The sequence below is a fragment of the Desulforamulus reducens MI-1 genome (assembly GCF_000016165.1).
Classification (GTDB): Bacteria; Bacillota; Desulfotomaculia; order Desulfotomaculales; family Desulfotomaculaceae; genus Desulfotomaculum; species Desulfotomaculum reducens.
On the sequence record NC_009253.1, the window covers coordinates 2186599 to 2200650 of the forward strand.

Annotated in this window: 13 protein-coding genes; 2 read left to right on the top strand and 11 right to left on the bottom strand. The window is 39.4% G+C overall.

Features of this window, described 5'->3' with window-relative positions; translation table 11 throughout:
• Positions 1-110 precede the first annotated feature (110 nt).
• The 11 genes from DRED_RS10615 to DRED_RS19070 all read right to left on the bottom strand — a co-directional run bounded on the left by DRED_RS10615 (position 111) and on the right by DRED_RS19070 (position 10695).
• Positions 111-1394 (bottom strand): ArsB/NhaD family transporter, encoded by a 1284-nt coding sequence (locus tag DRED_RS10615; RefSeq protein WP_011878318.1) that lies wholly within the window; start codon positions 1392-1394, stop codon positions 111-113.
• 121 nt (positions 1395-1515) lie between these two features.
• Positions 1516-2967 carry an SLC13 family permease gene (locus DRED_RS10620; RefSeq protein WP_011878319.1) on the bottom strand — a complete coding sequence of 484 codons (1452 nt, stop codon included), beginning with the start codon at positions 2965-2967 and terminating at the stop codon, positions 1516-1518.
• A 243-nt stretch (positions 2968-3210) separates the two neighbouring features.
• On the bottom strand, positions 3211-3582 hold the full coding sequence (locus DRED_RS10625; RefSeq protein ID WP_011878320.1) for a Na-translocating system protein MpsC family protein: 372 nt from the start codon (positions 3580-3582) through the stop codon (positions 3211-3213).
• 258 nt (positions 3583-3840) lie between these two features.
• Entirely contained in the window at positions 3841-4116 is a 276-nt protein-coding gene (locus tag DRED_RS10630; RefSeq protein ID WP_011878321.1) for a hypothetical protein, read from the bottom strand.
• A gap of 625 nt (positions 4117-4741) precedes the next feature.
• Positions 4742-6196 (bottom strand): IS1380-like element ISDre2 family transposase, encoded by a 1455-nt coding sequence (locus DRED_RS10635; protein WP_011876859.1) that lies wholly within the window; start codon positions 6194-6196, stop codon positions 4742-4744.
• Positions 6197-6429: 233 nt separating this feature from the next.
• Positions 6430-8151 (bottom strand): SulP family inorganic anion transporter, encoded by a 1722-nt coding sequence (locus DRED_RS10640; protein ID WP_011878322.1) that lies wholly within the window; start codon positions 8149-8151, stop codon positions 6430-6432.
• 126 nt (positions 8152-8277) lie between these two features.
• A complete protein-coding gene (locus DRED_RS10645) occupies positions 8278-8811 on the bottom strand; it encodes a CBS domain-containing protein (RefSeq protein WP_011878323.1) in 534 nt (177 codons plus the stop codon).
• A 16-nt stretch (positions 8812-8827) separates the two neighbouring features.
• Positions 8828-9616 (bottom strand): WCX domain-containing protein, encoded by a 789-nt coding sequence (locus DRED_RS10650; protein ID WP_011878324.1) that lies wholly within the window; start codon positions 9614-9616, stop codon positions 8828-8830.
• Between the two features lie 20 nt (positions 9617-9636).
• Positions 9637-9978, bottom strand: coding sequence for a hypothetical protein (locus tag DRED_RS10655; protein ID WP_156779642.1), 342 nt, complete (start codon positions 9976-9978; stop codon positions 9637-9639).
• A 33-nt stretch (positions 9979-10011) separates the two neighbouring features.
• Positions 10012-10506: a CBS domain-containing protein gene (locus tag DRED_RS10660; protein WP_041274587.1), complete on the bottom strand. Its 495-nt coding sequence runs from the start codon at positions 10504-10506 to the stop codon at positions 10012-10014.
• A gap of 45 nt (positions 10507-10551) precedes the next feature.
• The gene (locus tag DRED_RS19070; RefSeq protein ID WP_198006890.1) at positions 10552-10695 is read right to left on the bottom strand and encodes a hypothetical protein; all 144 of its coding nucleotides are present in this window, start codon (positions 10693-10695) and stop codon (positions 10552-10554) included.
• 468 nt (positions 10696-11163) lie between these two features.
• Between DRED_RS19070 and DRED_RS10665 the strand changes: the two genes are divergently transcribed.
• Positions 11164-12711, top strand: coding sequence for an ATP-binding protein (locus DRED_RS10665; RefSeq protein ID WP_011878327.1), 1548 nt, complete (start codon positions 11164-11166; stop codon positions 12709-12711).
• Positions 12686-14044, top strand: a complete 1359-nt coding sequence (locus DRED_RS10670; protein WP_041274918.1) for a sigma-54-dependent transcriptional regulator — start codon at positions 12686-12688, stop codon at positions 14042-14044. Before DRED_RS10665 ends, DRED_RS10670 begins: the two co-directional genes overlap by 26 nt.
• Positions 14045-14052 lie beyond the last annotated feature (8 nt).

Sequence of the window (14052 nt, forward strand, 5' to 3'; positions counted from 1 at the left end):
ATCGGTGGTTAATTATGCTTTGCTTTATTTTTCACAATTCCTCGCCATGTGGTTTGTAAACACCCCTAATGGCACCCGAAAGCCTCCTCGAGCCATCAGATTATAAATGACTATGTCAAATAAAAGAAGTACAGATATACGGTCGATATAATAATTGATACAAGCATCAGAGGAAAGGCAACTTTCATAAAACCAATGAAGGTCCACTTTAAACCTCGTTTTTCCGCCATTCCTGCCACTACTACGTTTGCAGATGCACCAATAATAGTACCATTGCCACCTAGACAGGCACCCAGAGATAAAGACCACCAGAGGGGATTAAGGTCGGTGATACCACCTAATCTCCCCATATCTTGAATTAACGGAATCATGGTGGCCACAAAGGGAATATTATCCACAAAGGCTGAGGCAATGGCTGAAAGCCATAGGATCAGCAAACCCGTAGAAAGCATTTCTCCCCCGGTCAGTTTTAAGGCCTCCTTAGCAATCCACTCAATGACCCCTACTTCTTCAAGGGCGCCAACCAAAATGAATAGTCCGGCAAAGAAGAAAATTACTGGCCACTCTACGGCTGCCAAGGCATGTTCTGGTTCATCTCCAGTAATCAGCAACAGTAACGCCGCTCCACCCAGAGCAATTGTTGCCGATTCTAAGTGTACATATTGGTGCAATAAAAACCCGCCTATGGTTAATGCAATCACAAATAATGATTTCTTTAATAAAACAACATCCTTTATCTCATCCAAGGGATTCAATGCCATAATGTTTTGCTTTAATTCTTCGCGAACTACCAGTTGTTTTTTATAAAGCATCTTTAAAAGAAACACCGTAACAGCCATAATAACTATAATTACCGGGGCTAGATTAAATACAAAATCCATAAACCCAAGGCCCGTTGCAGAACCAATCATAATATTTGGTGGGTCACCTATGAGGGTTGCTGTACCACCTATATTGGATGATAAAACCTCTGAGATTAAAATAGGAGATGGATTTATTTCCAAAGACTTTGCAATGGAAAAGGTCACTGGAACAATTAGTAACACAGTTGTTACATTATCCAGTAAAGCTGACAACAATGCAGTAATTAATGACAATGATATGAGTATAGCTAAGGGTTCCCCTTTACTGCTCTTGGCCGCCTTTACCGCTAGATATTCAAAAACCCCTGAATTTCTAGCAATACCCACGATTATCATCATGCCGACCAAGAGGCCTATGGTATTAAAATCAATTGCCTCTATGGCCTTCTCTTGTTGAAGAACCCCCCCAACGATAACAATCATCGCACCCAAAAGTGCTATCACTGCCCTGTGAATCTTTTCGGAAATGATAATGGCATAGGTTAGTAAAAATACTGCTGTGGCAAAAATCACCTGGCTGTTTCCTTCCACAGTTATCCCCCTCAATTTGATTAATTTAGATGCCATTTTTATGTTGACACACCTGAAATTATACTCCAGGTGTGCCAACAGTCAACGAAATCTTCTTGTAGTTTAGGGGTTGCTGCCAACTTTAATGTATCAAGGCTGACATCCCTATTAACGGCCAGTAGGTAAAGGTCATTAGTACTAATATGCAAAGAAGCATAGCGCTGGCCGGAATTCCTGTCTTGAAGAATTCTCCTGTTGTAAACTGTTTAGATTCATAGGCCATTGCGTTGGGGGCTGCACCAATCAACAGCAGGAAGGGCATACCAGCCATTGCGGTGGCTCCATAGAGAATAAGTTCAGGGTTTACACCTAGATATTGAGCAATAACCAAAGCAACCGGTAAGGTGATCGCAATGGCTGCAACGTTCATGATAAAGTTGGTCATAATCATAACTAAGAAACAAATGCCCAGTACAAATACTAACCAGTGAGCATCTACCAGCATGGCTAACCATTTAACGGCAATCCACTGGGCGGCGCCAGTCTTCCAGAGGCAGAAGCCAATACTCATGGCCCCGGAGAAGAGCAATACAATGTTCCAAGGGATCTTCTTTTCTAAATCTTCGACGGTTAAAATATTGGACAAAAAGAACAATAAGCCAGCCAGTAGCAAAGGAACAGAACGATCCATTGGCTTTAATGCAGGAATAATAGCCTGGAGAACCAACATGGCCAATGCGCAGAATACAACAATCCCTACAAAGATTTCTTGCTTGTTGACAGGACCTAATTTTGCATATTCAATCCTTGCTTTTTCCCTAAGTCCCGGAATCTTTGTTTTTTCTGGTTTATAAATAATCAGTAATAATGCCCATAGCAAAAATACAGTCAGCCAGCCAAAGGGAGCCAGATGTGCAGAAAATTCAAGGAAAGATACCTCTGCTCCAGTAAACTCTGTGTAAAAACCCACTGCCGCAGGATTGCGGGCCCCGCCAAGTAAGGTACAAATACTTCCTGCACCAGCAGTGTAGGCCATGCCAATGAATAGTGCCTTACCAAAATTAGTGGGTTTGCCGTCTGGATTTTCGCCGTATAATGCTAAAATGGTAACCAATATTGGGAACATCGTAGCAGCTACCGCGGTGTGAGCCATAATATGAGTTAACAAAGCCGTAATGACAAAAACTCCTAGTAGAATTTTTCTTGTATCCTCACCCACAACATCCAGCATTTTATAAGCAAGACGCTTGGTGATACCAGCCTTAGTAAAGGCTAAGCCAATTAATAATGATCCTAAAATAAACATTACAGTGGGATCCATAAAATCCCTAAAGGCCTCTTTTGCTGGCCGGATAAGAAACAAGGCCTGAACAACACCGATGGCAATACTTGTTACACCAATGGGAGTAACCTCAAAGACCCACCAAATACCCGCCAGCAAGAAAAGACCAATGGCAGCTTTACCTTCCTGGGATAAATCAAAGGCTTTTCCGGAAGGGTCAATGGCTGGACTAAATTGCGGCGCAAAATAAAACCCTAAGAAAAGTGCAACACCTAAAAGAATAAATGCTATTCGCTTTATGTTTTCGCTCATTACATACACCCCTTTTAACATTTTTCCGTACCAGGTGCTTTTATGAAATAGGTCCTAAACCACCCACTTATTAATCGTCGTCTTTTTTTATCATCCCCTTTCACTGAAATAAAAAATAAAGACCAGCGTTCAACAAGCAAATAAATTGCCCATTGATACCGCTGGTCTGTTATCACAAAGATCACTTTGTGAAATACCCACCAACTACAAGGTCAGCTGACAATTAAACCCTTTAAAAAGAATTTAACCACCAGTTGTTTTTAATTGTTTTTCCAAATCAATATCTAAAATAAATACCTCAATACATTCACCAGTTCGAATACTGATATCCCCATGACTGCTTTTTACGTTGCATTGGGCGATAACTGCAATTATTTTCTCAATCTGTTCCACATAAGTGTCCCTAAGTTCCATCCGCAATTGTTTTACCAAAGCACGGCCTTTGCGACTGCCGCTTACATGCTTCTCTTCTTTGGTCAGAACTCCGCTGGATCTGATGATAATCATATCCCGGCAAATCATTGCCTTGGTATATTCCGGACCTCGACCAACCAGAGATCTTTGGAACTTAATGTATTCATCGCAGATTTTCTTTTCTAACATGGACTGTGACATTTACCAGCCCCCTAACGGAATGACAAACTCGTTAGAATATTTGTCATTTCTTTCTTAATTTGTGTTTTAAATTTAATAAAAGACAGAATTAATGTACAGGGTGATTTTAAGTTGTTTTTTGTGCTTTTCGTCACTAGTTCTTTATCAATTAAACCACTGCTTACATTCTCTTTAGATTAAAATTTTTGTCATTACACTTACGGCCTAGGCCAATATAAAAACTCCTGCTTAAAAACAGGAGTTTTCATTTCTCGATTATTATATTGCACTGGTTGCCATTGCTTTATCAAAGAAGAATAACCGCTCTTTTTTTCTATTTACTTCCATTTCACCATCACGGCACCTGAAATGTTCACAGCGGGTAGGAATAACTGAAATATCCGTTACGATCATATAATCAATTTCCTTAGGAGACTGGCGTTTTACTTCTGCTTCAACCAACTTAATGTTTTCCTGAATAATGGTACTAAGATTCATTCGTATTTGGCAATTCTCCTTGTGTATACAGACGCCACATTTAGAAGCTCCCACCATAATTCTTCCCCCCTTACTCTTTAAGTATGACCATAAAATGAAAAGGCCAGCACAATGTACGGATAATATTCCGTCTACATGCGCTGGCCTACCCCATGCCAAGTTACTCTTCGCATTTTGTCTGCCATCTATTTATCTTAGCAATTTATTAAAACTAAGTGACATAAGCTTTGTCTTAAAATAACGGTTTAGTGAATTTTTGTACAGTCTCATATAGTAGAACTACTAAAGTTTATCATTACCATAAACCCTTATTCTTTTGATTTCTTTAATTTACTAAAAAAAGAAAAAAAGCGATTCATCAATCGCTTTTTTTGTCCATCATTGAATAAATAATTTTCACAAAGTTTATCGGTAAGCTTAATGTTTTATTCTTGTATCAATAAACCTAACATTATCTTCAAATCGGAAAGTAACTTTCCGAGCCAAGTTAAAGCTCCAAAATAACCAATTTTTGGTTATACCGCTTGAGCTGCTATGTTGCCTGAATGCCTAATCACTCGGAAAGCGTTATCACTGCTGTATACTCCAATAAAAAGCTAGATTTTAGGGTGCAGTTAATAAGACCCATCTTTTTTGGATCAGTGATATCATATTTGATTAATTCGATTAGTCTCGAGTTTGTTTAACCTGAACTTACGGCAACCCATGCCTGTATGCAAAGGAATTCTTGTAATTTTTCCTTAGCATTCTTCAATGCCTTTTGCAGCCAGGGATTAGGGGCTAACTTTATATGGCGGTAACGGTTGTTGCCTACAATGTTCCCAGGTACATTCAGTATTTTACGGCGGATAGTGGGCACTTCAGCACGGCTGTCTTTGCCATCCAATAAGGCCAAGCGAAACCAGTTGAGAAGGTTATACGATAATACTTTGAGCCACATAAAGGCTTTGTTTCGATCCATCTCTGCTTGGCTCATTTTTTCAAAGCCTAAGCCAACCTTGAGTTCATCAATTTTGTTTTCGATATTGCAACGCTTATTGTATTCGTGCCATACCTCCTCTGGGTTGTGCTCGTCACTAGAAGTAATTATCACCTGGTAGTCGAATGTCTTCAGGTCAAAGTTAAGTTGATCGCCGCATGCCTTAGGTTCTTGAGTTTCACGGATAAATACAAACCTGCGGGCTTTGGACCATTTAGGTAATGGAATGGTGATTTCTGCTGCAGCATAATGGTTGCTCAAAGACTGCCACTGGTTCTGGTCATCAAGGTATTTAATGACCTTTCTCATATTACTGGTGAGTTTAGCCTTACAAATATACTCGATGCCCTGTTCTTCCAGGTAGGCAAAGTTATCCTCATCAAAGAAACCTTTATCTATGCGGATACCTTTTACGAGGATATTCTGGGCAGCTAAGATCTCTAATGTCTCTTTAAGGAATTCCATAAATTGGCCATTGCTGGCGACGTTCCCACTATATAACCCGGCATTGACTAGTTCGCAAGTTCCAGAGATAAATGCTACCTTTACCTTGTAGGAAGGCCTCCCGTGGTACCGAGGATTGTAACCGACTTTTGATCCTTCCTGTTTCCCAAAAACAGTGAGGACACTGTCATCAATATCTAGCCAGACTTCACGGGGCTGATCGGATTTGGCCTTTAAGGACAGCATTTCCTGATTCACCAGAGGCAATTGGTTTAATGCCTCCTGCTCACAGATAAGAGATAGAAAGTTCCGCAAAGTGCTTTCGTCAGGCACTTGTGTTACTTCTTTAATTTTCTGGTATCCAGGGTCAGTTTGCAGAGCATTCATATGAGAAAACCGTAATAATCCCAAGGAAAGGGCATCAATGATTGTATCTAACAACCCTGTATCAGAGTATTTACAGTTATGATGTCGCTTAAGGGAAACCCCTTTAAGCATACCCTTGAAATCAATGGCTTGCTTAAACGCCTCTAGTATGCCAAAATTTCCATAAGCAGTTACAGAAGTATTGTCAAAGCTAATCGGAAGATCACTTTTGCTAGTCAGGCGTTGAAGAGAATGTAATTTCTTCTGATATTTACGTTCCAAATCACGTCGTTGTTGACGGGTCAAAGTTTCAAGTTGATTTGTGGTAATAAATTGTGATACCATCATTTCAGAGGGTCACCATCCTTTTGGAATGTTTTGTTTGGACGCTAAACAATTCCGTAGAAGGGGCGGTGTACCCTCTTTTTCTGTCAAATTTTTTACAACAAAAAATGGTTATTAGACCTTGATGTTATTGGGTTTTTAAACTTTACTTTCCGTATCTAAGATTATATAATAAAGTTTTTATATGCTACTGTAACAAAATATTAGATTTTCTCCCTAGTGTCCTAGTTTTTTAATTAGGCTTGGGCAGTCCTTTCGTGGCTACTATAGCCGACATTTCGAACAAATGAACTTGCCTCATCCAGAGCCTTACCGGAAGTTGCAAATACCTCATCGTCTTCCATAAATATATTGTCTTTACCAATATGTTCGACGATATGCATTTTATCCAGCATTTTAAGAATCTTCGGTGTAACACCAGACAAGATAACCCTTTTGTCGTCACCCTGAGCCCGGTTGATAAAGGCTTCTATCACCTCTAGGGCAGTTATGTCAATAACAGAGATACCCTTAAAGCGAATCATAAATACCTTTGAATCCGAGTAGCCTTCCGATAGTTTTCTCTCTAAATCTGCTGATGAACCAAAATAAAGGTTTCCTTCCAATTGGAAGATGGAAATAGAGGGATTCTGACCATTAATTGCCTGCTCAACAAAACGTCCATCATTGGCGCGAACTGGTGCCAGGGTCTTAACATTAGCAACACCAGAATCTTTCAGGTAAAGGATTAACGAAAGTGCTACACCAGCATAAATAGCTTGTTCCAGTTCTGGAGCAAGGATAGTGGTGAACATGGTAACAAGTAATACAACTGCATCATTTCGGTTGGTTTTTAGAACTTTGGCCACAGCCTTTTTATCAATCATGGAGTAGGCCACAACCATGATCACCCCAGCCAAACTGGCGTTAGGAATATACCTGGCATAGGGAGCAAAGAAAATCAGAACCAGCAAAATTATAAAACCTACCAAGACACCCGACAGCCGTGTCCTACCACCGTTTTGGAAGGTGATAGCAGAACGAGTAAAGGATCCAGAACCAGCAATACTGCTAAAGAAAGCACCGCCCATGTTTGCAATACCCTGACCTATAAATTCTTGGTTAGGATCAATTTTTTGCAGAGTTTTTGAGGCAATGGCCTTGGAGATAGACACAGCTTCTACAAGACCGATAATGGCAATAACCAACGCTCCTGCACCCAGATCAGCTGCTGCAGACAAACTAAAATTCGGCATACTTAGGGGTGGTATGGCCTGGGGAATTTTACCCACTACCTTAATACCATACTGCTCTAAACCTAATGTCATTACTAAGATAACAGAAAAAACAACACCGAGCAAAGCACCGGGAAGGTTTTTGTTAATTTTTTTACAAATTAATATTACCGCAATGGTGAAAATACCCACACCAAATGCAACATAATTCATTTTGTCAAGGTTCTGGAAACAAGCCATTACTTTATCAATACTGGATAGGTGACCTTTGGGTAACTTGATGCCCAATAGGTTGTTTAATTGCCCCATTGCAATAATAATACCCGCACCTGCCGTAAAACCTACAATTACTGCGTGCGATACATAGTTTACCAGTGAACCAAGCCTCAAGGTACCCATGGCAAATTGTATGGCGCCAACCAAGAAGGTAAGTAAAAACAGATTACCAAAGAAATTATCACTTCCTAAAAATGATGCCATGTAAGCAGCAATTAACAATGAGATTGCGTTAGTCGGTCCTGTGGCTAACTGGTTCGAACTACCAAAGGAAGAAGCTAAAATCGTTAATACAATTCCAGAGTAAAGTCCGTATGCAGGGTGTACACCTGCTATCATGGCATAGGCCATGGTTTGAGGCAAGGCAACTACAGCTACAGTGAGTGCTGCTATAAAGTCAAATCGAAAATCCTTTTTATCATAGTTTCTTAGGGTGTCTAAAATCGGTACGTACTTTAAAATGTTCATAGTACATGCCCCCAACAATAAAATTTCGATGTGGTAAGGTGCTATAACAAGATGCAGTTGATAATTAAAATCTATTTGTGAAATCTAGTACTTCACAGATCATAACTTAAAGGTACTTATTCAATTTTAGCTAGTTAGCTGATTTCTTTTGATATAAGCATCGACTAAGTAATACATCTCACTTATTAGAGAGTCTACCGAAAGGAAGCCCACGGGATTCTCTTCCTTACAAACAACCAGAACATTGGAACCGCTTTGGTTAAACCTTTGTGCAGCACTCATTAACGTATCATCTACTTTAACACTAACCTCTTTTAAAGACTTTACCCAAGGATGTATCGGTGATCTCATCTCCTCCTTAAAACGTTGTGTAAATAATCCCTCCCAAAGTAAAGGTTTAATCATAAAACCAGAAACATTCCATCCCCCAAAATATTTATCCGTTGGGAGTGTCTTTGGACCTACAGCCCTTATTACGTCCTGAAAGGTTAAAAGTCCTACTGGTTTTTGACCAGCACCTATAACTAACAAACTGGCAATACCATTTAGTGAAAGACTTTGCTCCATTACATTTACTGCTGTTGCCAAACTATCTTGTACTCGAATGATAAATTTTTCATCAATCGGTGTCATTAAATCTTTAATTCGCTTTTCCTTCACGCTCCTTCCTCCTTTTTTAATAGCTGATTAAATACTTGCTCTTTGTAGAATACATATCATTTTTATCTATCCTTCTTAGCCTATTGGCATGAAGGATATTTTTACAGTTCTCAAGGACCTTATAACGAAGCCATCCCGGTTCAATAATATCCACTTCACTTCCCCACATGGTTAAAAGACCAATCATTTCCCGGCCTCTTTTGGTATAGATTTGTAACATAAACGTACCATCTTTGAGTTTTTGTTTTGAACTAATGTCTCCAGCCAGCAATTGACAGACATTGCTAAGTACCTTGGCAGATACTTTAATCTTTATATCCTCCCAAGACCCTTCAACGGTTTTGGACACGACCATAGTCTGGCGACTGGCGCACACTGCATCTTCACTGTCAAAAAAGCATATTGGGATATCAAAGGGAATAATAATTCCAACCCGACTCATCCATGTTCGTATTAATATTTCTTTAAGAAAAAACCGTGCGTACTGCATTTCATTTTTTAAAATATCCAGATCCGATAACATATTGATTAATAGAAGTTCCGCCGCAGACTCCCGTTCTTTCTCCCGTATGGTATATCCCCCGGGAAATTCAGAATCATGATGAGTTGTTTTAAGTATTTCGTACCCCAGATTTTGCAGTTCATTCAAATAACGGTAGATCTGTCTTGTACTTACACCACATTTCAGTGCCAAATATTCCAGAGGAGCGCCTCCCCTGTCACTAAAATTTCTTAATTCCTTTAACACAATCTCCAAATTTTGAGAATGATTGTGTTTAGCTTTTCGGGTAGAATTTTTATCCAACAAAACCACCCCGTTACTTGTTAATGATAGAAATACCGAATTATCCTCGCTTCACCGGATGCAAAATCCGTTTCAGCTTCTACTAATATCTGAAGAATTTTCAAGCTTTCTTCCACGTCTATATTTTCTAAAGTTGCTAATATACTGTTGATTTCAAAATTAATAAATTCTTTATCGATCAATTCTCGCAGAACCATACTAATCATTACTGCATTTTGATTTAAATGTGGGTATGTAACACATAGTTTTCCTGCTGTTATTGCTTTATCTAGGATCCCAGTAAATTCATCAGGTAGTATGGAATGTACTTTTGGGGGCAACAAGCTCTTTAACTGAGCTTCCGTTATTTCTTGGGTTTCCATGCAAGATTTGAAATTCATATTTTACCCCTCACTCTAAAAAACATTTGCTTCCACTAACTCACTTACTTCTTTAAAAATTTCAACGGGCCTCACCATTCCAATAATATTTCCATTTTCCTCCACTGGAACCAACTCTAGCCCTTTACTGGTTAGCATGTAGATAGCATCCAATATGGAATCCTCTGCTTGAAGTCGTTCTTTTTCAACTGGCCTCATAATATCTTTTACCTTCTTGCCTGCTTGATTTAAACAAATTCGGGCGAACAGTCCTTCCCAGTGTTGAGGTCCATCACAATACATTTGAAGAGAAGTAATAATATCACGGAAACTAAGAGTCCCAACTAATTGTTTCTTATTATCAAATACAAGTACCGATCGGTGGGCCTGTGATCCAGCCATATGTCCGGAATAGAATGTATTTTTTAAAACAAACATGGCGTCTCGTAAGGTATTCTCTAAAAATACAGTTGCATAATCCTGAATTGGTACCATGATGTCCCTAACCTTTTTTTCGACATTACGGGGCACCAGTTCTCACACCCTTCGCAAGCAAACTAATCATATTATAAAAAATTAATTATTTTGCTTCTCATCTTGCCCCAGGGAATAATACTTCCTAATTACCTCCCGGATAAGCTCACTGGTTTCCATTTCATTATGAACATTACAAGAGTTAAATTTTTCTTGTACCCATTCAATAAACTGAGCACTCGTCATAGGAACCCCCCCATGTGAAAAATAGTAACTTATTTCCCTACCTTTTGCTGTCGCAAAACAGACTTTTGTTTGTTTTCAAGCAATAAATTTAAATCGTTTTACATGGTAAATTTTTTTTGATTAATATCAAACATTTTCTTTTTTAGAATTCTAAAAATATGCTATAATGTGGTTCAAATCTTTACAAAACAAGACAATATTCAGTTGTCTGTTAATTATTTTAAATGCAAACTTCATGCCAATAAAAACCGCATCAAATCACGTTCTTTGAGTATGGAGATTGTTTGTTAACATACACTTATGGTTTTACACAATGATTTATCCATCACAGGTTACTTTCTTTCTAGACAAAAACCTATTTTCGCGCTGGTTTGTGACCAACGTAACAATTCCTTTAGTGCTGTCTGATTTTATACAGGCATAATTTTAATTGTATGATTTTATGCAACGGAACAAGGAGGGATGGATTTGCTGCAAATTTTTAAAAATAAATCCTTTGCCACACAAATAATGGTTCTAGTTTCTGCCATTTTATTAATTCCAATTCTTGTGATGGTGTATGATATTTTTTTCTCTGGTGCTAAGGATGAGATGTTATTAAAAACCAAAGAAGAGCGACTGGGTACTATGGTAAAGGCAACTGTGAGGGATTTAAATAGTTACCTTAATAAGCTTCCCGGCGAAACACTTATCATTAATTCAAAAAGTACACAAATTTTAGCCAACACCTTCAAATTAACGGCAAAATCACTGGCAGACGCCAACCCAGGCGTTCGCATGGGGCTATATATTCCAGAAACCAAGGATTTATATGTTTACGGTTTCCTTCACCAATATCGCCCTATGACTCCAGAGGAAATAAAGGTTCGCGAAAAGCGTGTTTTAAACGAAGCAGCTTCAGGTTTAACTGCCGTATCAGCTACAAAAGAACCTTTATCTCGCATTACTGGTTCACTTGGAGATCAAACCTTTGAATATTTGATGCCTGTAACATATCAAGGAAAACTAATCGCCGTAGCATGGGCAGATGAACGTGTTCATCCGGTTTTTGCCCAAAGCCGACAGTTTAGCCTCATCGCTAGATATCTCACCCTTTTGGGGCTCATCTTTGGCCTAGGAGCCGCCTTGTATGTAATCCATAACTTAGCCACTGAGGTTAGAGTAATTAAAAAGGGGCTTTTGGGTATGGAGGAAGACCTTGATAAGCGGCTTCCGGCTATGCCCGGTGAAATTGGAGAAGTTGTTCAGGCCATCAACAACTTAGCTGATTCATTAAAGGAGAAGAAAAGACTTCAAGAGGAATTAATGCGCTCAGAAAGGCTGGTTGCCCTAGGGCGATTGGTTACTGGCGTAGCTCACGAATTAAGGAACCCTCTGGGAATTGTTAGGGCTACGGTCCAAGTGATGGACGGGGAATATAAAAATCTGGAAGGCATAAAGGATTACACCAAGGTCATTTGTGAGCAAATCGACCGGGGAAATAAAGTAATTCAGGAACTGCTAGATTTCGGGAGACCCAGCAAACCAATCGTAAGCCCTATTGATTTAAATGGATTACTTGAATCCGTTCTCACTTTTACTTACCCTATCCTCAGACAAAATAACATCCAATTAGTAAGGGAGTTTACAAAAGACTTACCTAAAGCCAATATTGATTCAGATCGTATCAAACAAGTATTTGTAAATTTAATTTTAAATGCTATCCAAGCAATGCCGGGTGGCGGCAATCTAACAATTAATACTTTTGCTGAAAAGGACACGATACAGGTTCAATTTACTGATTCTGGTAAAGGTATCTCGCCCAAAGACCTGCCACGAATTTTCGACCCCTTTTACACCACTAAGGATGATGGTGCTGGATTAGGCCTTGCAATTAGCCACCAGATCATCCGTATGCACGGGGGTGCTATTTGGGTGTCAAGCACGTCGCCCACCGGAACTACCTTTAATGTATGCTTGCCCAAATCCAGCCCACAGGAAGGACGTGTTGATATTGAACAAAATTCTAGTTATTGATGATGAAGAGCATATGTGCTGGGCCTTAGAGAAGGGACTCATGCAGGAGGGATATCAGGTTTTTACATCTACCCGAGGGAAGCACGGACTTGATATTATTCGTAAAGAAACTCCCTCACTGGTCATTCTGGATTTAAAAATGCCAGAAATGGACGGGTTAGAGGTACTAGTTAAGGCTAAGGATTTAATGCCAAAGCTTCCTATCATTATGATTACAGCCCATGGAACCATTGATACTGCCATTGAGGCTATGAAACTGGGAGCAACAGATTATATTACTAAACCCTTTGACCTTGATGAACTTAAAATGGTGATTCGACAGGCTTTGATGGTTAATCATTTGCAAGAAGAAGTAACTTTTTTGCGATCAGAGTTAAATAAAAAGTATGGTCAAATTGTCGGAAATAGTCAGGCAATTCATGATGTTTGTGGCCTAATTGAAAAGGTCGCCGATAGTAATGCCACAGTTCTAGTTACCGGGGAAAGTGGAACTGGCAAAGAAATTACTGCTCTATCTATACATCAACTAAGCTCACGTCGGGATAAACCCTTTGTCCCCATTAACTGTGCAGCTCTTCCAGAATCTTTGTTGGAAAGTGAATTGTTTGGTCATGAAAAGGGAGCTTTTACTGGAGCAGTGGCACGTAAATTGGGACGATTTGAGTTAGCTAATCAAGGAACCCTCTTCCTGGACGAAATTACAGAGATGCCCCTATCTATGCAAGTAAAACTTCTGCGAGTATTACAGGAAAAGGAATTCGAAAGAGTGGGCGGGACTGATAGTATAAAAATTGACGTAAGGGTTATTGCCGCAACTAACAGAGACCCCATGGAATGTATCAGAAAGGGTACCTTTAGAGAGGACTTGTTCTACCGGCTGAATGTTTTACCCATCCATTTACCGCCCTTAAGGGAACGAACAGAAGATATACCCTTATTAGCTATGCATTTCATTAAAAAATTCAATCCATCCCAGGAGCAACGTATGTCCCCCGAGGCCATGGGATTATTGATATCCTATGAATGGCCCGGCAATATCCGCGAGTTACAAAATGTTATTGAAAGATCTATTATTTTAGCTCAGGGTAATGAAATAAAACCTCACCATTTGCCAAAGGAAATTCAAAAATTAGATGAGGTAAAAAACGAAACAACCCACGGCCTTATTATTAATTTCCCAGATGATGGAATTTCCTTTGATGAAGTAGAAAAGGAATTAATTTTAAAAGCGTTAGAAAAGAGCAATGGCAATCAAACCCGGGCTGCCCAATTACTGGGTATAACCCGCTCTGCCTTACTTTACAGAGCCCAAAAATATAGGCTAAAAATATAAAACACAAC